Source organism: Nocardiopsis sp. NPDC055879, from assembly GCF_053615935.1.
Map to the genome: position 1 here is coordinate 133,641 of NZ_JBSHCT010000008.1, position 20,560 is coordinate 154,200.

Here is a 20,560-nt window from a genome sequence, read left to right on the forward strand (position 1 = left end):
GCCGCGGTCGCGACCACCGCCCCCGTCGGGTGTGTCAGCCGACGACGATGTTGACGAGCTTGGGTGCCCGGACGATGACCTTGCGGACCGTCTTGTCCCCGATGAAGCCTTGGGCCTTCTCCGAGGCCAGTGCCAGGCGCTCCAGTTCGGCGGGGTCGATGTCGGGGGAGACCGACAGCTTGTCGCGGACTTTGCTCTGCACCTGCACCACGCAGGTGACCGACTCCTGGACCAGCAGTTCGGGTTCGGCCTCGCGCCAGTTGCCGACGGCGACGCTGCCGACGTGCCCGAGCTTCTCCCAGCCCTCCTCGGCCACGTAGGGAGCGAACAGGGACAGGGCGATGGCCACGAACTCGGCGGCCTCGCGGACGGCCGGGTCGGCCGCGCCGGGGCCGGAGTCGATGGCCTTGCGGGCGGCCGAGACCAGCTCCATGCAGCGGGCGATGGCCACGTTGAAGCGCTTGTCCTCGATCAGTGCGGTGATCTGGTCGATGGAGCGGTGGGTGGCGCGACGGAGGTCGGTGTCGCCCTCGGTGAAGTCCACGCCGGGTTCGCTGGCGGCGCCGGCCTCGTGCATGACGCGGTAGGCGCGGTTGAGGAACTTCATCGCGGCGGTGGGCGAGACGTCGGCCCAGTCGACGTCCTCCTCCGGCGGGGAGGCGAACAGCATGGTCAGTCGGACCGCGTCGACGCCGTACGCGTCGATCTCCCGGCCCAGGTCGACTCCGTTGCCCAGCGACTTGGACATGGCCCGGCCCTGGTTGATGACCTGGCCCTGGTTGGTCAGGCGGGCGAAGGGCTCGGTGAAGTCGAGCATGCCCATGTCGTGCAGGACCTTGGTGAAGAACCGCGCGTACAGCAGGTGCAGGGTGGCGTGTTCCTTGCCGCCGATGTAGTGGTCGACGGGCCCCCACTTGTTGACCGTCTCGGTGTCGAAGGGGGCGGTGTCCAGCCGCGGGGAGCAGTAGCGCCACGGGTACCAGGACGAGTCCACGAAGGTGTCCATGGTGTCGGTGTCGCGCTCGGCCGCACCGCCGCACGAGGGGCAGTCCACGTTGACCCAGTCCTTGGCGGCGGCCAGCGGGGAGATGCCCTTGGGCGCGAGTTCGGCGCCCTTCAGCTCGGGCAGGGTGACCGGCAGCTGCTCGTCCGGGACCGGGACCTCGCCACAGGCGGGGCAGTGGATGATCGGGATCGGGGTGCCCCAGTAGCGCTGGCGGGACAGCAGCCAGTCGCGCAGGCGGAAGTTGACGGTGGCCTGGCCGGTGCCCCGCTCGGCCAGCACCTCGATGATGCGTCCGATGGCCTCGGTCTTGGACAGGCCGTCCAGCGGACCGGAGTCGCGCAGGACGCCCTCACCGGTGGTCGCCACGCCGGTCTCGACGGGGTCGGGCTCGCCGGTCTCGACCACGACCCGGACCGGCAGGTCGAAGGCCTTGGCGAAGTCCAGGTCGCGCTGGTCGTGGGCGGGCACCGCCATGATGGCGCCGTGACCGTAGCCGGCCAGGACGTAGTCGGCGGCCCAGACGGGCATGCGCTCGCCGTTGACCGGGTTGACGGCGTAACGGCCCAGGAACACACCGGTCTTGGGGCGCTCGGTGGTCTGGCGCTCGATGTCGGAGAGCTTGGAGATGTCGGTGCGGTAGGCCTCGAAGGCCTCGCGCCGCTCGGGCGCGCACAGCTCCTCGGCCAGGTCGGCGTCGGCGGCCACCACGAAGAAGGTGGCTCCGTACAGGGTGTCGGGCCGGGTGGTGTAGACGGTGACCGGCTCGTCGCGGCCCTCGATCTCGAAGTGCACGTCGGCACCGGTGGAGCGGCCGATCCAGTTGCGCTGCATGGCCAGGATCTCGTCCGGCCAGCGGCCGTCGTCCAGCTGGTCCATGTCGTCCAGCAGCCGCTGGGCGTAGTCGGTGATCTTGAAGTACCACTGGTTCAGGGCACGGCGCTCGACGTCGGAGTCGCAGCGCTCGCACTTGCCCTGGATGACCTGCTCGTTGGCCAGCACGGTCTGGTCCTTGGGGCACCAGTTGACCAGCCCGTCCTTGCGGTAGGCCAGACCCCGGTCGAAGAACCGGGTGAACAGCCACTGGTTCCACTTGAAGTACTCGGGGTCGCTGGTGTGGATGCGCCGGGACCAGTCCACGCCCACGCCGTAGTGGGCCATCGAGGCGGCCTGCGTCTCGATGTTGGCGTAGGTCCACTTCGCCGGGTGGGAGTTGTTCTTGATGGCGGCGTTCTCGGCGGGCAGGCCGAAGGAGTCCCAGCCGACCGGGTGCAGGACGTTGTCGCCGCGCTGGAGGCGGTAGCGGCCGATGACGTCGCCGATGGCGTAGGCCTCGGCGTGGCCCATGTGCAGGTCACCGGAGGGGTAGGCGAACATGTCCACGATGAAGGAGCGGGGACGTTCGTCGGCGGGGTCCTCGTTCGCGCGGAACGGGAGTTCGGCGGCCCAGCGCGCCTGCCACTTGTCCTGGAGGGCGCGGGCGTCGTAGGTGTCGCCCGTCGTCTGGTCGCCGTCTACCGCTGTCATCGCTGAGTGTTCCCTTGGCCGTTTCCTGGTGTGTCGAATTCAGGTTAGCGGCTGGCGGGCCCCTTCGCGGACCGGTTTTCGGGCGACCGCGATCCGGTTCGTCACGGAGCGTCAGGCGGGCGTCGGTGATTTCACGGACCCCATGCCCCTCCACACCGACCGCCCGGTTTGTTACTCTGCCGTTCAAGTGGCGCAGAACACACGATGCGGGTCATGCCTGCTGTTCGTCGCACCTGTTCCTCAATGACATGCCGCGGGAGGCCCCCATGTTCAACCTGTCCACTCTCTTGGAGGACGGTGCTCGTTCCGCTCCGGAGAAGGAGTGTCTGGTCTTCGGCGACACACGTCTGAACTACGCGATCACCGACATGATCGCGAACCAGGTCGCGAACCTGCTCGTGTCCCGTGGGATCGAGCCGGGCGACCGGGTGGCCCTGGCCAGCCCGAACCTGCCCTACTTCCCGTTCGTGTACTTCGGCGCGCTCAAGGCGGGCGCCGTGGTCGTCCCGTTGAACGTGCTGCTCACCCCGCGTGAGATCGCCTACCACCTGGAGGACTCCGGGGCCAAGGCCCTGTTCTCGTTCACCGGCTCGCCCGACCTCCCGCTGGGTGAGCGCGCCTTCGAGGCCTTCGGCCGGGTGGACGCCTGTGAGGTCTTCATCGACATGCCCGCCGCGGCGGGTGCCACCGAGTCCGACATCGAGGGCGCCGAAACGATCTGGGCGGCCCTGAACGGTCAGCCGGGGACCTTCGAGACCGTCCAGCGCGACGGCGACGACACGGCCGTCATCATCTACACCAGCGGCACCACCGGCCGCCCCAAGGGTGCCGAGCTGAGCCACACCAACCTGATGATGAACGCCGTGGTCTCCTCGGCTCTGGTCAACCCCCACCCGGACGGGCGCGACGTGGCCCTGGTGGTGCTGCCGTTGTTCCACATCTTCGGTCAGACGGTCATGCTCAACGCCGTCCTGTACCGGCACGGAACGATGGTGTTGCTGCCGCGCTTCGAGGGCGCCCAGGCCCTGAAGCTCATGCGGAAGGAGGGCGTCACCGGTTTCGCCGGTGTGCCCACCATGTACTGGGGTCTGCTCAACGCCGCCCGGTCCGCGGAAGCCGGCGAGTACGACCTTGAGCGGATCGCGGACGACATGGTCGACGCCGTCTCGGGTGGTTCGGCGTTGCCGGCCCAGCTCGCGGAGGACTTCACCGAACTCTTCGGGGTGGGCATCAAGGAGGGTTACGGCCTCTCCGAGACCTCTCCCGTGGCCTCGTTCAACAACCCCGACACCGGTGCGAAGACCGGTTCCATCGGCCGCCCGGTGTGGGGTGTGGAGATGAAGCTGATCGACCCGGAATGGAACGAGGTCGTCAAGGAGGGCGAGGAGGACCCGGTGGGTGAGATCGCCGTCCGCGGCCACCTGATCATGAAGGGTTACCACAACCGCCCCGAGGTCAACGCCGAGGTCATCAAGGACGGCTGGTTCCGCACCGGTGACGTCGCCCGCCGTGACGACGACGGCTTCTACTTCATCATCGACCGGTCCAAGGACATGATCATCCGCGGTGGGTTCAACGTGTACCCGCGGGAGGTCGAGGAGGTCCTGATGACCCACGAGGCGATCAGCCTGGCCGCCGTGGTGGGTGTCCCCCACGAAACCCACGGCGAGGAGGTCAAGGCGTTCGTGATCCTCAAGGACGGCGCCGAGGCCACCATCGAGGAGCTGACCTCCTTCGCCCGGGAGAGGCTGGCCGCCTACAAGTACCCGCGCCAGATCGAGTTCCGGGACGAACTGCCGATGACCTCCACCGGCAAGATCCTCAAGCGTGAGCTGCGAGAGGGCTGATCCCGCCGCGCGTTCGAGGGCCGCTCCCCTTCTTCTGGGGGGCGGCCCTCGTCGCGAGCGTCCCGCCGACGCTCAACCCTTGACGGCGCCCTGTACCAACCCGGCCACCAGCCAGCGCTGGACCAGGATGAAGAACACCATCACCGGGATGGTGATGATCGTGGAGGCCGCCATGACGTGCCCCCAGTCGTTGGCGTACTGGCCGAAGAATTGGCGCAACCCGACCGCGACCGTGTAGTTCTCGCTCTGGGTCATGAAGGTCATCGCCAGAACGAACTCGTTCCAGGCCACGATGAAGGAGAAGATGGCGGTGGCCACCAGACCCGGCGCCACCAGCGGGAACAGCACCTTCCAGAACATCTGGGGCCAGGAGGCGCCGTCGATGTAGGCGGCCTCCTCCACTTCCTTGGGCACCGCCGCCACGAATCCGCGCATCATCCAGATCGCCAGGGGCAGCGACAGCGCGACGTAGGCGACCGCCAGGCCCAGCACCGTGTTGAGCATCTGTAGGTCCCGCACCTGGATGAACAGCGGGATGACCAGGGCCTCCAGCGGCACCATCTGCACCACGAGCACCAGGACCAGCACGGCCGTGCGGAACCGGAATCGGAAGCGGCCCACGGCGACGGCCGCCAGCATCGCGAGGACGCAGGCGATGGCCACGGTGATCGCGGCGACCGTCAACGAGTTGCGCAGGTACAGGAGGAAGTTGGCCTCCACCAGGACGTACCTGAAGTTCTCGAAGGTGAAGGAGGTCGGCAGCAGCGCGCCCCCGCCGGAGGTGGCGCTTTCGGAGAACGCGCTGACCAGCATGAAGTAGACCGGGAACAGGGTGAAGAACAGCAGGAGGGAGACCCCGGCCGCCTTGGCGACGACGCGGCCCAGGCGCAGGGAGTTCCCTCGCTTGTGGGCGGCCCGCACCTGGGCCTCCCAGTCGGTCTCGTTCCGTCCTTCGACGGTCCCGGAGCTAGAGGTGACCAACGGACCTCCTTTGACGGCGATGGTCCCGAAGCACCCCGGCCTCGGCCGGGTAGGTACTCGCGGGACATGGCCCAGGGCGTGTTCCGTGGATGCTGCCCGTCGCGAGCGGCGCATCCAGTGGTGCCGGCACAAGGCCGAAGAATGGAGTGCCCCTACTGTGCACACCTCGCAAGCTCGGCACTGTCGCACAGCGGGGGCCCGCCTGGGTTTGGCTGTCGACTGATGAGAACGCAGTGACGGTGCCGCTGGGGCGCCGCGCAGCAGGGTATGTATCCGCGGGACATGGCCTAGAATCCCCCTCGTTCCCGAGGGCGAAGACGGTGAGGAGAAGCGTGTGGGCGATATCGCCGGGCTCTCCCCCACCGAGGTGATCGCCGCGTGGATCCCGCACGACGCCAGGTTCCGGGCGAGCGCCGTCCGGCACGCCCGACGCGACCCCGGGGGGCGTCGACTGCACGCGTACGTGGACGGGCTGGTCAACCGGGGCAACGACGCCGGTCGTCCGCTCGACGAGGACGCCCTGCGGACCATGGCCGCCGTCCGGGAGGACCTGGAACGGCGTTCCCTGGCCTCGGTGGACTGGCGGGTGGTACGCGAGCTCCTGATCGAGGATCTGGGCTGAGGGCGGGGCCGGGCGAGGCGTTTCCCGGTTCGATCGAGGTCTCATCGCAGCTCGTCCTCCCGGAACAGCGCGCGCAGGTAGACGACGGTCACGCCCAGGAGCAGCAGGGTGAGCATGACGGCGATGGCGGAGCCCATCCCGAAGTCGTTCTGGCCGAAGGACTTCACGTAGGACCACACGCCCAGGTTGAGCATCTCGGAACCGCCGACGTCGCCGCCGGGCATCAGGTAGATCTGCGCGAACACCTTGAAGTCCCAGATGGTGGACAGCACCGTCACCACCGCGAACACCGGGCGCAGCGTCGGGAACGTGACGTGCCAGAAGCGCTTCCACGCGCCGGCGCCGTCGATGCGGGCCGCCTCGTACAGCTCCTTGGGCACGGTGAGCAGCCCCGCCAGCACGGTCACCGCCACGAACGGGAACCCGCTGTGCACGATGTTGAGGGTGACGATGGCGTAGAACCAGAACCGGTCGGCGAACCAGTTGTAGCCGCCGGAGTCGACGACGCCCATCCCCATGAGCGCCTGGGCGATCACGCCCTGGTCGACGTCGAAGATCCAGATCCACACGTAGGTGCCGCTGACCGCGGGCATGGCCCAGGCCACCATGATGCAGGAGACCACGATGATCCGTGGGAGGGGCTTCAGCGTGGACAACAAGAGGGCGACCAGCGTGCCCAGTACGACCGTGGTCACCACCGCGACCACGGCGAACGTCAGTGTGTTGACCAGTACGGTCTGCCACAGGTACGGGTCGGTCAGCAGCGTGACGTAGTTGGAGAGCCCGATGAAGTCGGACTCCCCCGAGACCAGGTTGCGCAGCTTGAAGTCCCGGAAGGACAGCCACACGATCCGGCCGATGGGCAGGAGCAGCAGGACTCCGATGACGCCCAGCGGCGGTACCAGGAGGACCCACGGCAGGAGGGCGCGCCGCCCTCTCATGCTCAGGAGCGGCGCGCGCTTGGACCGCCGTGGGGCCGACGTGGGTCTCAATTGCCCTCGTTGAGGATGTTCTCGATGGTCTCGGCGGCGGTGTCGGTCGCCTCCTCGACGCTGGCGTTACCGTTCAGGATGTCCTGCTGCATCTTGACGATCACGCCCTCGGCCTCGACCTGCGACCAGGCGGGGACGGCCGGGGTGCTCTTGCCGGCCTCCAGCAGCTGGGTCGCGAACGGTTGCACGAGCGGGTCCTCGGACTCGGCGTAGCCCTCGATCTCCTCGACGCCGGCCGGGAAGAAGCCGCTCTCCTCGCCCCAGCGCTCGAAGTACTCGCCGTTGGTGAGGAGGTCGACGTACTGCCAGGCGGCCTCTTCGTTACCGGTGCCCTCGAACACCGACAGCAGCGACCCTCCGGCGAAGGACTCGGTGTACCCGTCCTCCTGCCCGGGCAGCACGAACACGCCGAGCTTGTCCTCCAGGTCGGGGTTGTTCTCGATGATGGCCTTGGGGTTGGAGCTGTTGGAGATCGCCATGATCGCCTGCTCGTCGGAGAGCGCCTCCATGACGTCGATCTCGTTCCAGTTGACCGCGCCCGTGGTGGACAGCTCGTCCTCCAGGGCCAGGTCGGTGAAGAACTCGACTCCGGCGCGCCCTTCCGGCGCGTTGATGGTGGAGCTCCAAGTGCCGTCGGCCTCCTCCACGGCGACCTCGCCGCCACCGCCCCAGACCCACGGCATGACCGAGTACTGGGCGTCGCCGGGCACCGGGAAGGCGATCATGTCCTCCTCGGCCTCGGCGAGGTCGAGCGCGGTGTCGCGCAGTTCCTCCCAGTTGGCGGGCTCCTCGTGGCCGTGTTCCTCGAAGATGTCCTTGCGGTAGATGATCGATCGGATCGACGCGTACCAGGGCACCCCGTAGGCGACGTCGTCGACGACACCCATCTCGTACATCTCCTGTTGGAACCGGGAGGGGTCGTCGATGTAGCCGGACAGGTCGTGCAGGACCCCGGCGTCGGCGTACTCCGGTGTGAAAGTGGTGCCCAACTCGACGACGTCGGGCAGGGTGTCGCCGGCGATGGCGGTGGAGATCTTGTCCTGGGCGTCCTGCCAGGGCACGAACTCGACCTCGACGCCGATCCCGTTCTCCTCCTCGAAGGCCGTTCCCACCTCGTCGAAGAAGGAGGTGGCGTCGGGGTTGGTGCCTTCCATGATCCACACCTGGAGGGTGTCGGTGTCACCGCCGCCGTCACCGCCGCCGCAGGCCGTGGCGGCGAGCACCAGGGCGAGTGAGGCCGCGGGGAGGGGAAGGTACTGGTGTACTCGTCTGCGTGCCATCGGCTCGCCTCCCGCTTTCTTTCGAGGGTCCCCTGAGGGTTGGTAGGAAACCTACGTAATTAACGCCAACTTGTGAAGTAAACCACTGCCACTTGTGTCTGAGCTGTTAGGGAGTGCCGGGGAGCCGGCCCCTCACTCACTCAGACCGGTGACCTGACGCAGGGTGGAGACCAGTTCGGCGCGCTTGTAGACGGCGAGGCCGATGGCGGCACCGAACGCGGCGAGCATGTGGACGTAGACCATGGGATCGCCCCTGGTGAAGCGTTCGGCGGCCTCCTCCTCGCCCACCGAGTGCGCCTCCCAGGCGGTGGAGACCGCGAACTCCAGTTCCGGGGGGAGCATCTCGGCGACGGTGCGGGCCACCGCCTCGCGGGAGTCGGCGGGCTTCCAGACCACACCGGTGGTCTGGACCCTGCGGCTGAGGAACGCCGCGATCACCTTCAACTCGGACAGGACACCGTCGGAGTCGTCGGTGGCCCGGGGGATCACACCGTCCAGCTCCTCGCGGTTGTGGTCCGCGTACGCGCCGATCAGCGCGATGGCGGTCTCCTTGACGTGGTCCGGCAGGTCGGGGCCGGACCCGGGGTCGGAAGCGGGTTCGGAGGGATGGTCGTCGGAGGACACTGCGGGTCCCTTCGCGGCTGCTGGTACTGGACGTTGACCATGATGCCGTCTGCCCGTACCCGCGTGGGGCAGGTGGTGGGCCGGGGGTGTCCGCGCGCCGCGAACGCCCCCGGCCGCCCTTCCGGGCCCGAACTCAGAAGTCGGGTCGTAGCGGCATGTGGGAGGCGGTGCCGTCCTGCTTGACGCCCAGGATCTGGTGGAGCTGCACGACGTCGCGCTCGAACCCGAGGACGCATCCGGCCATGTACAGGCGCCAGACCCTGGCGGTGCCCACGCCGACCTCCCGAACGGCCTCGTCCCAGTTGCGCTCCAGGTTCTCGCCCCAGTGGCGCAGGGTCAGGGCGTAGTGTTCGCGCAGGTTCTCCTGGTGGCGGATCTCGAACCCGTTGTCGTTCATGGCGGTCTGGATCCGGCCGGGGCCCTCCAGCTCACCGTCGGGGAACACGTAGCGGTTGATCACGCCCCCGGTGTTCATCGGTGGCAGGTCGTTGCGCGGACGGGTGATGCAGTGGTTGAGCAACCGGCCGCCCGGCACGAGCTTGTCGTTGAGCGACGAGAAGTAGGCGTCCAGGTTCCTCGACCCGATGTGCTCGGTCAGCCCGATGGAGCTGATCCGGTCGAAGCTGCCGTCGGGCACGTCCCGATAGTCCATGTGGCGGATCTCGGCGAGCTCGGTCAGGCCCTCCTGGGCGATCTTCTTCGCGCCCCACTCGGCCTGTTCCTTGGACAAGGTCACGCCGATCGCCCGAACCCCGTGCTCGCGGGCCGCGTGGCGGACCATACCGCCCCACCCGCAGCCCACGTCGAGGAGCTCCATGTCCTTCTCCAGGCCGAGCTTGCGGGCCACCAGGTCGTACTTGCGGAACTGGGCGCTCTCCAACGCCCCGTCGGAGGCGCCCACCCGGTCCAGGCCGCCGTCCTCCTCGTCGAAGACCGCGCAGGTGTAGGTCATCGACGGACCCAGGACCAGTGCGTAGAACTCGTTGGAGACGTCGTAGTGATGGTGGATGACCTCGGCGTCGCGCTCCTTGGAGTGGCGCATCCCCCGCCCGAGCAGGGTCCTGCGCCGCACCTCCTGGGGCGGCGGGGCGACCCGGTTGACGAACTTGACCCAGCCGATGGAGCGGACGATGTCGACGAGGTCGCGAGCGGACACGTTGACGCCCTCGGCGAAGGCGAAGTCCGTCATCCGTCTGAGCGCGGTGTACATGTCACCTTCGAGTTCGAGGTGACCGGAGACGTAGGCACGGGTCAGGCCGACGGCGTTGGGTGACTGCGCGAGGTGGTTGACGGCGACCGGGGTGCGCACGTGCAACGTCACGTCGCTGTTCGGATCGCCCGCGGAGCTTCCGTCGTAGGCGGTGAACCGAATCGGTGCGTTCGGCCCCACGACACGCTCGAAGATCTCAGCAAGTCGCATTGTGCGTCCTTCCTCCTCACGGACGCGGCCCGACCCGCGGGTCGCCTCCCGATGGTGGTGTCCAGTAGCTCAGCGATTGCGTACGCACTTGGCGTACAGGTCCAACAGCCGACCCTGCGGGTCGTAGGTGTCCTTGAGGTCGCGGTAGGCGGAGCCGTTGTACAGGGCCCAGAACTCGTCCTCGGTGTAGAAGGCGTCCGAGTAGAGGGACTTGTGCCCGCCGAGCCGCGCGACCTCCTCCTCCACCCGGCGGTTGTGGTGGGCGTGCCGCTGGCCCGGCTTCATGTCGACCAGCCCCCAGAACCCGAAGTTCACGTAGAGTCGGTCGTTCTCCAGCGGGTAGAGCGGCCACACGTGTTCGCCCTCGGGCGTGTCCGGGCGACGCGGCTCGCGCAGCCGCAGCGGACACATCCACACCGGGTTCATGCCGACCTCGGCGTGGAAGAAGTCCAGGAACTCGGCGCCGTGTTCGACGCCCACCTCGATGTCCTGGATGAGCGGTTCCTGTGGGCGTCGGCCCCGGTAATGGGCGAGCAGCCGGGAGAAGTCGCTGCGCCGGTCCCAGGCGACCAGCCTGCGGTAGACGTCGGAGCGTTTGAGGGACCGCGGCCACAGCGGCCGCACCAACGGGTTCTGGGTGCCGAAGGCCCTGGAGCACCAGAACCAGTCGGTGTCCCAGCGCCACAGGTAGTCGTGGATGGTGAGGTAGTCGCCGGGTCCGTCGCCCGCGTAGCGCGGGATGGACCGGTAGTAGATGTCGTTGCCCGTGTAGTCACTGGTCCAGGGGGCCTGGTCGGTGAAGCGGGCCAGGGTCAGGTACAGCTCGTCGGGACCGAAGGCCACCCCGTCCACGAAGTCGACCCGGTCCCCGTCGTGCTCGGCCGCCGCGCTGATCCGGGCCAGGGCGTCCATCGCCTCGGCGGCGTCGGAGAACCTCAGATGGCGCAGGTGGACGTACGGGGAGACCGGTTCGAGTTCGATGCGAAGCCGCAGGCCGTACCCGAGGGTTCCGTAGGAGTTGGGGAAGCCGTGGAACAGGTCGCTGTGCGCGTTGTCGCGGGTGGCGGTCACCACCTCGCCGGAGCCGGTGAGGATCTCCATCTCCTGCACGGACTCGTGCGGGAGCCCGTTGCGGAACGAGGACGACTCGATGCCCAGCCCCGTGACGGCCCCGCCCAGGGTGATGGTGCGCAACTGCGGTACCACCAAGGGCATGAGTCCGTGCGGCAGGGTGGCGGCGACGAGTTCCTCGTAGGTGGTCATGGCGCCGACGTCGGCCAGCCGTTCGACGGGGTCGATGGAGATGACCCCGGCGAACGCGGACACGTCGAGGGCCGGGGCGGAGGAGGGTTCCCGGAACCGGAAGAGGTTGGAGGTGGGTTTGGCCAGGCGGACCGGTGCGTCCGTGGGCAGGGCCCGATAGTCCCTGCTCAACTTCTGGGCCGCCGCGACGTGTTCGGTGAGGCCCGTGCCGGGGCCGGCGTGGCCGAAGGTTATGTGCTGCGGAGTCGTACCGGACTGTTCACGGGTCATACCGGCTCTCTCCTGACGATTCGCGAGGCTCAGCGTGGGCCGACCGGGCCCGGACCGTATGGTGCGCCGGGCGGGCCGACCACTCTGTTCTATCCACCGATAACGGTTCCGTGCCACCCCATTTCGGTACGTGTCCTACCCACTCTCGGCCGCTTTCGGCCAGGTTCGTGGAACCCTCGCGGGGACACCCCCGAACACCTGGTGTGATGGCGTGGTCACCGAAGGGGCCGCATAGGATTCGGTTCCGTGCGCATCGCTCTCGTTGATTCCGGCATCGGCATGCTCTCCACCGCGGCCGCCCTGCACGCGGCCCGCCCCGACGCCGACCTGTACCTGTCCATGGACCCGGACCACATGCCCTGGGGGCGCCGTACCCCGGATCAGGTGATCCGGCGCGCCCTGGCCGGGGCGGACGCCGCGACCCGGGCCGCCGTCGAGGACGGCGGCGGGCTGGACGCCGTCGTGGTGCCGTGCAACACCGCCTCCGTACACGGACTGGGCGCGCTGCGCGCCGAGTACGAGCCGCGTATCCCGGTGATCGGCACGGTGCCGGCGATCAAGCCCGCCGCGGCGGCGGGCACCCCCATCGCGGTGTGGTCCACCGAGGTCACCACCCGCAGCGCCTACCAGCACGGTCTGGTGGAGAACTTCGCCAAGGGCGTGGACGTGGCCCCGGTCGCCTGTGTCGGGCTGGCCGAGGCCGTGGAGTCGGCGGACTCCGATCGGATCGCCGCGGCGGTGGAGTACGCGGCGAAGCTGACCCCGCCACAGGTGCGCGGGGTGGTGCTGGGATGCACCCACTACGACCTGGTGGGCTCGCGGATCTCCGAGGCGCTGGGGCACCGCGCCGAACTGTTCACCGCCGCGGAGGCGGTGGCCGCCCAGACTCTGCGCCGAATCGGCGCGACGGAACGCCCGGCCGGGGCCCCGGGCCGGGTCCGGGTGCTGGCCAGTGGCCGACCGGCCCCACTCCCCGCGGCGGCACTGACCTACCCGGCGGGCAGGGCCTTGTCCGACGGGGCCCCCGTCGACCGCTGAGCCTCGGTCGGAAGGGGGGACTCGACGGGTTCCAGGGCGAGGCCCCGCTGGTTCAGCGAGGTTCGTATCCGCCCGCGACCTGGGCCATGCGACGTTCCCCCTCGGTCACGCGGTAGGCCCCCTCCACCAGGGTGGGATCGGAGCCGGGTACGGGGGCGCCCGGGTCCGAGGGCGCGCCCTGCCCCACCGGAACGCTCTGGGGCCCGCTCGGCACACGCGCGGGTCCACCCTCGGTGTCGGGCGCCCGGTGTGCGCCCCGCACAGGGGCCATCGGAGCGGGCTGTGCCGGGGCCGCCGTCGGCGAGGCCGAAGGCACCCTCTCGCCTTGGCCCGGCAGCGCACCCGCGGCCAGGGTACGGACCAGGTCGCGCACCCCACCGGTGTCGTTGTCGTGCAGCAGGGTCTCCAGCAGGGACAGGGCCGCGCGCTGGTCACCGGGTTGTTCGCGCACGTGCCGCCACTGCGGTTCGGTGGCCGCGTCGGAGAGCATGAGCGTGCGGCCCACCTGACCCAGCGCGCTCAACAGCGCGGAGTCGTGCGGCAGCGCGGCCAACGCCACGTTGACCTGTTCGGCCTGCTCCTCGGGGTCGACCTCCTCCGCGGGCTGGGCACGCAGGAACTCCAGGATGTTCGGAGCCGGGGCCAGTGGCCGGACCGGGTTCATCCCGCGCACCATCGCACGCGCCTCCGCCAGGTCACCACCGATCTCCTCGGCCGCGCCGAGTTCGCCGATGAGACGTTCGGCCCGCAGAGCCGAGCATTCGGCGACCCAGTGGGCGCCTCGTCCCCCGGCCAGGCGGGTGGCGGTCAGCGCCATCTCCGCGCCGCGACGCGGCGCCCCCACCCGTTCGAAGTAGCGTGACCAGGTGGTCACCCGTACCCCCAGCCGCCAGTCGTTGCGCACGCTCCCCTGGCAGACCAGGTTCTCCACGGCCTCGGCCCAGGTCGGGCGCAGGTTCGGGCAGGCCTCGGCCTCGTCGACGGTCGGCAGCAGGGCGATGGCCTTGCGAGCGTCGCACAGGCCCAAGCGGGCCAGCCAGGACAGCAGCCTGGCTCGCTCGAAGCGGATGGCGCGCGACAGCGCGGGACTGCGCGGGTTGGTGGCACCGCGTTCCTCACCCAGTTCGAGTTCGGCCTCCAACCGGTCCAGGGCGTCCAGGGCGTCGGTGTGCTTGTCCTGGTGCCGCAACGCCCTGACCAGAGCGAACACCCCTTCGGCTCCGAGCAGGGCCGGTCCGGTGGCGGTGTGTTCGTAGCGACGCAGCTCCGCCTCGGCGCGGTCGGCCTGTTCCTCGTCGATGAGCAGGTGCACCCGGGCCAGGGTGAACGCCGGCCAGGCCGGGGTGTCCTCCCAACCGGAGAGGCTGCGAGAGGAGAGCAGTTCACGCCGGATCCGCGTGGTCCCCCTGGAATCGATGTTGGCGTGACAGCGCACCAGCGAGGCCAACGCCGAGACCGGCATCGGCCCGTGTTCGTGCGGGCCTGGTTCGTCCTCGACGACGGCCCGCGCCTGATCGAGTGCGCGACGCCCCTCTCCGAGTGCCCCCACCCGCACCGCCAACGGCCAGTGCGCCAGGAAGAACAACGTCGGTGGTCCGAACACCCCCGGTACCGCGGCCTCCTGGTTCCCCGCCTCGGCGACCAGACGTCTTGCGACGCGCATCGCCGACCGGGCCGAAGCCTCCACCTTGACGGCGTCTCCCGCCTCGGTGAGCTGTGGCAATCGGATCACCGCCTCGGCCAGGTCGTCCTGTCCCGCGGCGCGTAGTCGGCGTGCCGTCTCCCCCGCCCAAGTCCACATCGGCATGTCTCTTCTCCCCCTGACTGAGCCGTGTGCCAACAGAACGTAGCAGCGCGGTGACCGAGCTGTCCGGAAAACGCGTGAAACCGGTGCAGCCTGGGCACTCCCGGGCCGATTCGTTCGTTGTTCCGGTGGTTAGAATCGCTGCCAAGCCGGCGCGAGACGCGGGAACGCAAACATGCATTAAGGGGACATGGCGCCGATGGGATGGCGAGACCGCTTCGGCCTTCGCAAGGCCAACCGCAAGGGAAAGACCCGGTTCGACCGGACCTCGGAGGACTCCGACATCAAGGCGTTGGTCGAGTTCGCCAAGAGCAGGGTCGGGGTGGAGTTCTTCGTCGAACCCGAGACCTTCGCGACCCGGACCACCGCGGTCGCCGTCGCCACCGATGGTGAGTGGATCCGGCGTCGCTGCGGCTCCCCCGACGTGATCCGCAAGGTCGCCAAGAGGCTGGCCACCCCCGCCTACGACGTGCAGATCGTCGGCTACCCCCAGAGGATGCGGGACTGGACCGCGCGCAACAAGAACCGGCCGTCCCTGGACGACTGAGCCCCCGCGAGCCGGCCGGCCGAACGTGAATCCGGACACCCCGAAGTCCGGCGGAGCCCGCACGAAACCCGTCGTCCGGTCATTTTGGGCATTGATGACGACTCCTTGCCGCGACTTCCTCCCCGAACGGGTTCCCTAACGACCTCCATTCGTCGCATACTCACCTGGGAGGGGGGACTCTGATGAAGCAGGATCTCACTGCCTTGTGTTGCGAATGCGGCATGGTTCGAGATGTGAGCGAGTACCGGAGCGTCGGTGAGGCGCAGTCCGCCTACGGGCTGGCCCGCTGCGTGGTCTGGCGCAAGTGCCGTTCGTGCGGCTACCGCACCTACCACGCCTACCTGCGTCCCGACGAGGACCGCGACGAGCTGGAGGACGCCCTACGGCTCGACGGGGCACTGGCCGCCGAGGCCCTCGACGAGGAGGTCGAGCAGCTCCGGCTGTGCGGGGTGGAGATCGGGCACGCCACGGTCCCGGCCATCTGGGACGGTCAGTCCGTGGGCATGGTGACCCAACGTCTCACCGACCACGCCTACTCGATCGTCCTCGACCCGGAATCCTCCGTGGTCTCCCGGCTCAAGCTCATCGACATGATGTGGAGCGAGCTCCTGGTCGGCGAACACGACGACCGTTGGCACATCCATGAGCCACAGGACGACTCCCCCGGCTACGCGGTCCGGTTGTTCGGTTACCGCACGCGCGGTTGATCGGCTCGTGAAGGTGATGGCCGGGCGCCGAAGGTGCCCGGCCTCCTTCCTGTCCGGATGCCCCTGAAGACCTCAGGCGGCGGGCTCGGTCTCGGCGGCGTCGGCCTTCTCCGCCAGTCGCCGCAGCGCGGCCCGGGCCACCTCCGGGTCGGCGGTGCCCCAGTACGGCGGCAGGGACGAGCGCAGGAATCCGCCGTAGCCCGCCGTGGCCAGGCGTGGGTCCAGCACGGCGATCACCCCCCGGTCGTCGGTGGAGCGCAGCAGTCGCCCGGTGCCCTGAGCCAACAGCAACGCGGCGTGGGTGGCCGACACCGCCAAAAACCCGTTGCCGCCGTGCGCGGAGATGGCGCGCTGGCGGGCCGAGGCCAGTGGGTCGTCGGGGCGGGGGAACGGGATCCGGTCCACGATGACCAACTGCAGCGCGGGGCCGGGGACGTCGACGCCCTGCCACAGCGACAGGGTGCCGAACAGGCAGGAGCGTTCGTCCTCGCTGAAGCGGCGCACCAGTTGTCCGGTGGAGTCCTCGCCCTGGCACAGGATGGTCTGGTCCAGGCGTTCGCGGAGTTCGTCGGTGGCCTGTTGGGCGGCTCGCATGGACGAGAACAGGCCCAGGGCACGCCCGTCGGAGGCCTCGATGAGTCCGGCGATCTCGTCCAGGTACTCCTTGGAGAGCCCGTCGCGTCCGGGTTTGGGCAGGTGCCGCGCGACGTAGAGGATGCCGCTGCGGGCGTGCTCGAAGGGTGAGCCGACGTCGAGTGCGCGCCAGCGTGGCTCGCCGGCGGCGCGGTGCGGACCTTCGCCTCCGGCGTCCTCCGCCGCACCATTCTCGTCCACGCCCGGCTCGACGCCCTCGGTGTCCTCGCCGGCGTCCTCGTCGGCGATCGCGGTGTCCCGACCGGTGCGTGGGGCGGGGTCGACCGGTGGGACCGGGGCGGGGGTCCGTCCGGCCGCGAGGTCGGCGGCTTCCTGTGCCACCTCGCGGCCCAGCCCCCATTGGCGGGCCAGGGCGGTGAAGTCGCCGCCCAGGGTGAGGGTGGCGGAGGTGAGCACGACGGTGCGGTCGCCGAAGAGCTTCTCTCGCAGCAGTCCGCCCACCCCGAGCGGGGCGACGCTGAGCGATGGCGGTTTGGAGGGAGCCTTGGTCAGCCAGACCACCTCGGTGCGGTCGCGCAGCGCAGGTTCATAGGACTCCAGGATCCGCTCCGCCGCCTCGCGCACCTCCCCCAGGGCGGCCAGGGCCAGTTTGCGTTCGGAGGCCGCCTCGGGTTCGAGTTCGCCCGGGTTGGGGCCGATCGCGGTGACGCAGGCGGCCGAGGCGTCGCGGACGGCGGCGACCGCGCCGGCCAATCCGTCGTCGATGTGGTCGAGGCGGCCCTCGCCGACCTCGGTGAACATCAGGGCCAGGCCGTCCCCGCTCTCGGCGAGCCGTTCGGAGATACCCGGCTCGACCAGGCGGGCCGCGCGCTTGGCCGCAATGGAAACGGCCCGTTCGCCGAGCACACCGGTGGCCACCGAGGTGGCGCGGTCGACGAGTTCGTGCGCCTCGTCGATCATGATCGTGTCGTGCTCGGGCATGAGGTGGTAGCCCTGCGCCATGTCGATGGAGAGCATGGCGTGGTTGGTGACCACCACGTCGACGCTGGTGGTGGCCTCGCGGGCGAACTCGGCGAAGCACTCCTGGCCGAAGGCGCACACCCGCGCGCCCATGCACTCGTTGCCGCCCACGGACACCTGGCGCCAGGCCAGGTCGCCGACGCCGGGAACGATCTCGTCGCGGTCGCCGGTGGTGGTGTCCTCGGCCCACTCGTGCAGGCGCGCCACCTGACGACCCACCGACGACAGCTGCCTGGGGTCGAAGAGCTCGGCGCCCTCGGAGTCCTCGTCCACCCCGCTCTGGAGGCGGTGCCGGCACAGGTAGTTGCGTCGGCCCTTGAGCACCGCGAACGTGGGTTCGCGTGGCAGCAATGGGGAGAGCGCGGCGGCCAATCGTGGCAGGTCCCGGTCGATGAGCTGGTTCTGCAGCGCGATGGTGGCCGTGGAGATGACCACGGGCTTCTTGGTCGCCATCGCGCGTCTGACGGCGGGCACCAGGTACGCCAAGGACTTACCGGTGCCGGTGCCGGCCTGGACCACCAGGTGTTCGCGTTGCTCGACGGCCGTGGCCACTGCCTCGGCCATGGTCTGTTGTCCCTCTCGGCTGCTGCCGCCCAAGGCCTTGACGGCCGCGTCGAGCAGGGTGGGAACGTCGGGGAGATCTGCCACGCGTCGACATTACCCGGCCGGGACGACGGTTTCGGCGTTGTCCACAGGACCGACACCGACGCCGACCCCGGGGTGTCCACGTCGGACGCCCCGGGGTGGTGCGGGCCGGTCTCAGCCCAGGGAACGCAGAACCTCGGCCAACTTGTCCATGGACTCCTCCATGCCGGACTCCATGCCGGAGGCGAGCATCCCGTCGCGGTCCTCGATCGACTGGTACAGGGCCACGGCCTGGTACTTCGTGCGTCCGTCCACCTCGGTCAGGGTGAGCGTCTCCAGGGAGACGTGGCCGGGCATGCCCTCGAACTCGAAGGTGCGCACGACCCGCTCGGGCTCCTGGACGTCGTGGTGCACGCCACGGAAGGCGTAGACCGCGCCGTCGGGCGCCTTCTCGCTGATCCGCCACGGGGTTCCGGTGCGCACCTCGGTCGGGTCGACCTCGGTGGTGGTGGTGGCGTCCAGGCCGAACCAGCGGCCGACGAGTTCGGGCTCGGTGACCGCGCGCCAGACCAGCTCGCGCGGAGCGTCGAAGGTGCGGGTGATGAGGATGTCCTGACGTCCCGGTTCGGCGACGACCTTGAGGTCACTCATGGTTGCTCTCTCCCTCGATCCTGCGTAGTTCCTCGTCAAGGCGGGTGAAGCGTTCCTCCCACCGGTCCCGGTAACGGTCGACCCAGCGGTCGACCTCCACCAGGGGCGCGGGTTCCAGCCGACAGGGACGCCACTGGGCGTCACGCCCCCGGGTGATGAGTCCGGCCCTCTCCAGGACCTTCAGGTGCTTGGAGACCGCTTGAAGACTCATGTCGAACGGTTCCGCCAGTTCGTTGACGGTGGCCTCGCCTCCGGCCAGGCGGGCGAGGATCTCCCGACGGGTCGGGTCCGCCAGCGCGGCGAACGTGAGACTGAGCGGATCGTCCGCCATAACCTTATTCAACCTTCCAGTTGATCAACCACTAGGTTGATTATGCGCCGAAGGCGTACCCGCGGTCAAGGGGTACCGCGACCCCGCTTCCAGGTCAGCCTTGGCGGACACCACGAGGATCGCTCACCGCGGTGTCCACGCCCGCGTCGGCCAGTTCGTCCAGTTCGGCCGCGAAGAGCGTGCGGGCCGCGTCGCTGAAACCGGAGACCTTGTCCAACTCGACCGTCACCGTTCGCACCCGAGAGTCGTCGATCACCTCGGCCAACCGTGACACCACCTGTTCCGCGGCGAGGAAGTCGATCTCCCCGCACAGGCGCACGTCCAGCGTGCCGCCCGAACGACTCACGCTGTGCACCGGTGACGGCGGTTCCGAGGGTGTCTGGAGCATGTGCAGGTCGTAGTCGTCGGAGAGCCGTTCGAGGGCCGCCACCCCGCGCACACTGTTGCCCGCGTCGTCCAGGGGCGGGCTGAACACACCGACCCCGAACGCGCCCGGCGCGGACGCCAGGATGCCACCGCTCACCCCGCTCTTGGCCGGAATGCCCACGCGCAGCCCCCACTCCCCGGCCCGGTCGTACATGCCACAACTCGACATGATCGACAGGGCGTGCCGCGCCGTGCGCTGGGACACCACCCGTTCCCCGGTGAGGGGGTTGACCCCGCCCACGGCCAGGGTCACGGCCATGACGGCCAGGTCCATCACCGTGACGCTCAACGAGCACTGGCGGAAGTAGTCCTGCACGGCCTCCTCCACCGAGCCGACCAGCACTCCCCCGGACAGACTGAGGTAGCCCAGCGCCCGGTTGCGGTGCCCCGTCTCCGACTCGGACCGGTGCACCTGCTCGTCCACCATCAGCTCCCGCCCGGCGAAGGCCGACAGCACCGACCGGATGTGTTCGAAGCGCACGCCTTGCTCCCCGGTGCCCACCAGGGAGGTCGTCACGATCGCGCCGGCGTTGATCATCGGGTTCTCCGGGCGGCCCCGCTCGTCGAGGCTGATCGCGTTGAACGGCTCACCGCTGGGTTCGGCCCCCACGTGTTCGTGCACGTCGTCCAGCCCGCGTTCCTCCACGGCCAACGCGTAGACGAACGGCTTGGAGATCGACTGCATGGTGAAGAGCCGTTCCGACTCGCCCACCGCGTAGACACGACCGTGCGGGCTGACCGCGGCGATCCCGAAGGTGTCGGGGTCGGCGTGGGCGAGTTCGGGGATGTAGTCGGCCACCTCCCCCTCGGACATGCCCGTGACCTCGTCCTGGATCTTCTCCAGGACTCCCATGACGGGGCTGTCGTCCTCCATGGCCCGGTGGGCTTGGGCATTGCGGGAGTGTCCGTTCACGGGGTGGTCCATACGACCAGTCTAGGAAGGTCCGCGACTCGTTCCCGTGCCGTCGTTTCCGTGTCGACCAGGCAGGGAGCGCCTGGTGCGGGGTGCGGGCGACCGCGACGACCCG

The 20,560-nt window shown here is 69.2% G+C and carries 17 protein-coding genes; 5 read left to right on the top strand and 12 right to left on the bottom strand.

Annotation, left to right across the window (positions count from 1 at the left end):
- Positions 1-34: 34 nt before the first annotated feature.
- A complete protein-coding gene (gene leuS / locus ACWGKS_RS11475) occupies positions 35-2,530 on the bottom strand; it encodes a leucine--tRNA ligase (RefSeq protein ID WP_358515289.1) in 2,496 nt (831 codons plus the stop codon).
- A gap of 266 nt (positions 2,531-2,796) precedes the next feature.
- Between leuS and ACWGKS_RS11480 the strand changes: the two genes are divergently transcribed.
- A complete protein-coding gene (locus ACWGKS_RS11480) occupies positions 2,797-4,377 on the top strand; it encodes a long-chain-fatty-acid--CoA ligase (RefSeq protein WP_358515298.1) in 1,581 nt (526 codons plus the stop codon).
- A gap of 72 nt (positions 4,378-4,449) precedes the next feature.
- On the opposite strand, the gene ACWGKS_RS11485 is transcribed toward ACWGKS_RS11480, so the two are convergent.
- Positions 4,450-5,190, bottom strand: coding sequence for a carbohydrate ABC transporter permease (locus ACWGKS_RS11485; protein ID WP_371850610.1), 741 nt, complete (start codon positions 5,188-5,190; stop codon positions 4,450-4,452).
- A gap of 502 nt (positions 5,191-5,692) precedes the next feature.
- Here ACWGKS_RS11485 and ACWGKS_RS11490 point away from each other — a divergent pair.
- Complete coding sequence (locus tag ACWGKS_RS11490) at positions 5,693-5,980, top strand: hypothetical protein (RefSeq protein WP_358515286.1); 288 nt, start codon at positions 5,693-5,695, stop codon at positions 5,978-5,980.
- A gap of 41 nt (positions 5,981-6,021) precedes the next feature.
- Here ACWGKS_RS11490 and ACWGKS_RS11495 read toward each other — a convergent pair whose 3' ends face one another.
- The 5 genes from ACWGKS_RS11495 to ACWGKS_RS11515 form a co-directional block, all read right to left on the bottom strand.
- Complete coding sequence (locus tag ACWGKS_RS11495) at positions 6,022-6,921, bottom strand: carbohydrate ABC transporter permease (protein ID WP_358515284.1); 900 nt, start codon at positions 6,919-6,921, stop codon at positions 6,022-6,024.
- Positions 6,922-6,968: 47 nt separating this feature from the next.
- The gene (locus ACWGKS_RS11500; protein ID WP_358515281.1) at positions 6,969-8,252 is read right to left on the bottom strand and encodes a sugar ABC transporter substrate-binding protein; all 1,284 of its coding nucleotides are present in this window, start codon (positions 8,250-8,252) and stop codon (positions 6,969-6,971) included.
- A 132-nt stretch (positions 8,253-8,384) separates the two neighbouring features.
- Positions 8,385-8,876, bottom strand: coding sequence for a hypothetical protein (locus ACWGKS_RS11505; RefSeq protein WP_358515278.1), 492 nt, complete (start codon positions 8,874-8,876; stop codon positions 8,385-8,387).
- A 133-nt stretch (positions 8,877-9,009) separates the two neighbouring features.
- Entirely contained in the window at positions 9,010-10,296 is a 1,287-nt protein-coding gene (locus ACWGKS_RS11510) for a cyclopropane-fatty-acyl-phospholipid synthase family protein (protein WP_358515276.1), read from the bottom strand.
- A gap of 69 nt (positions 10,297-10,365) precedes the next feature.
- The gene (locus ACWGKS_RS11515; RefSeq protein ID WP_358515273.1) at positions 10,366-11,829 is read right to left on the bottom strand and encodes an FAD-binding oxidoreductase; all 1,464 of its coding nucleotides are present in this window, start codon (positions 11,827-11,829) and stop codon (positions 10,366-10,368) included.
- A 246-nt stretch (positions 11,830-12,075) separates the two neighbouring features.
- Here ACWGKS_RS11515 and ACWGKS_RS11520 point away from each other — a divergent pair, with 246 nt between their 5' ends.
- Positions 12,076-12,867 carry a glutamate racemase gene (locus ACWGKS_RS11520; protein ID WP_358515270.1) on the top strand — a complete coding sequence of 264 codons (792 nt, stop codon included), beginning with the start codon at positions 12,076-12,078 and terminating at the stop codon, positions 12,865-12,867.
- 52 nt (positions 12,868-12,919) lie between these two features.
- On the opposite strand, the gene ACWGKS_RS11525 is transcribed toward ACWGKS_RS11520, so the two are convergent.
- Positions 12,920-14,674 (bottom strand): hypothetical protein, encoded by a 1,755-nt coding sequence (locus tag ACWGKS_RS11525; RefSeq protein ID WP_452456585.1) that lies wholly within the window; start codon positions 14,672-14,674, stop codon positions 12,920-12,922.
- A gap of 196 nt (positions 14,675-14,870) precedes the next feature.
- On the opposite strand from ACWGKS_RS11525, the gene ACWGKS_RS11530 reads away from it, so the two are divergent.
- A complete protein-coding gene (locus ACWGKS_RS11530; protein ID WP_067603499.1) occupies positions 14,871-15,218 on the top strand; it encodes a hypothetical protein in 348 nt (115 codons plus the stop codon).
- Positions 15,219-15,400: 182 nt separating this feature from the next.
- Positions 15,401-15,925 carry a DUF6315 family protein gene (locus tag ACWGKS_RS11535; protein ID WP_358512926.1) on the top strand — a complete coding sequence of 175 codons (525 nt, stop codon included), beginning with the start codon at positions 15,401-15,403 and terminating at the stop codon, positions 15,923-15,925.
- Between the two features lie 72 nt (positions 15,926-15,997).
- On the opposite strand, the gene ACWGKS_RS11540 is transcribed toward ACWGKS_RS11535, so the two are convergent.
- The 4 genes from ACWGKS_RS11540 to glsA form a co-directional block, all read right to left on the bottom strand.
- Positions 15,998-18,187, bottom strand: a complete 2,190-nt coding sequence (locus ACWGKS_RS11540) for an ATP-dependent DNA helicase (RefSeq protein WP_358512924.1) — start codon at positions 18,185-18,187, stop codon at positions 15,998-16,000.
- A gap of 111 nt (positions 18,188-18,298) precedes the next feature.
- Complete coding sequence (locus ACWGKS_RS11545) at positions 18,299-18,775, bottom strand: SRPBCC family protein (protein WP_452522523.1); 477 nt, start codon at positions 18,773-18,775, stop codon at positions 18,299-18,301.
- The gene (locus ACWGKS_RS11550) at positions 18,768-19,106 is read right to left on the bottom strand and encodes an ArsR/SmtB family transcription factor (RefSeq protein ID WP_067603438.1); all 339 of its coding nucleotides are present in this window, start codon (positions 19,104-19,106) and stop codon (positions 18,768-18,770) included. Before ACWGKS_RS11550 ends, ACWGKS_RS11545 begins: the two co-directional genes overlap by 8 nt.
- Positions 19,107-19,200: 94 nt before the next feature.
- Positions 19,201-20,457 (bottom strand): glutaminase A, encoded by a 1,257-nt coding sequence (glsA, locus tag ACWGKS_RS11555; RefSeq protein ID WP_358512919.1) that lies wholly within the window; start codon positions 20,455-20,457, stop codon positions 19,201-19,203.
- Between the last annotated feature and the right edge of the window lie 103 nt (positions 20,458-20,560).

Excerpts from the sequence above, each read along its gene's own strand:
- ACWGKS_RS11535 (WP_358512926.1), top strand. The coding sequence starts at position 15,401 with ATGAAGCAGGATCTCACTGCCTTGTGTTGCGAATGCGGCATGGTTCGA.
- ACWGKS_RS11545 (WP_452522523.1), bottom strand. The coding sequence starts at position 18,775 with ATGAGTGACCTCAAGGTCGTCGCCGAACCGGGACGTCAGGACATCCTC.
- ACWGKS_RS11525 (WP_452456585.1), bottom strand. The coding sequence starts at position 14,674 with ATGCCGATGTGGACTTGGGCGGGGGAGACGGCACGCCGACTACGCGCC.
- glsA (WP_358512919.1), bottom strand. The coding sequence starts at position 20,457 with ATGGACCACCCCGTGAACGGACACTCCCGCAATGCCCAAGCCCACCGG.
- ACWGKS_RS11510 (WP_358515276.1), bottom strand. The coding sequence starts at position 10,296 with ATGCGACTTGCTGAGATCTTCGAGCGTGTCGTGGGGCCGAACGCACCG.
- ACWGKS_RS11515 (WP_358515273.1), bottom strand. The coding sequence starts at position 11,829 with ATGACCCGTGAACAGTCCGGTACGACTCCGCAGCACATAACCTTCGGC.
- ACWGKS_RS11550 (WP_067603438.1), bottom strand. The coding sequence starts at position 19,106 with ATGGCGGACGATCCGCTCAGTCTCACGTTCGCCGCGCTGGCGGACCCG.
- ACWGKS_RS11500 (WP_358515281.1), bottom strand. The coding sequence starts at position 8,252 with ATGGCACGCAGACGAGTACACCAGTACCTTCCCCTCCCCGCGGCCTCA.
- ACWGKS_RS11480 (WP_358515298.1), top strand. The coding sequence starts at position 2,797 with ATGTTCAACCTGTCCACTCTCTTGGAGGACGGTGCTCGTTCCGCTCCG.
- ACWGKS_RS11495 (WP_358515284.1), bottom strand. The coding sequence starts at position 6,921 with ATGAGAGGGCGGCGCGCCCTCCTGCCGTGGGTCCTCCTGGTACCGCCG.
- ACWGKS_RS11530 (WP_067603499.1), top strand. The coding sequence starts at position 14,871 with ATGGGATGGCGAGACCGCTTCGGCCTTCGCAAGGCCAACCGCAAGGGA.
- leuS (WP_358515289.1), bottom strand. The coding sequence starts at position 2,530 with ATGACAGCGGTAGACGGCGACCAGACGACGGGCGACACCTACGACGCC.
- ACWGKS_RS11485 (WP_371850610.1), bottom strand. The coding sequence starts at position 5,190 with ATGCTGGTCAGCGCGTTCTCCGAAAGCGCCACCTCCGGCGGGGGCGCG.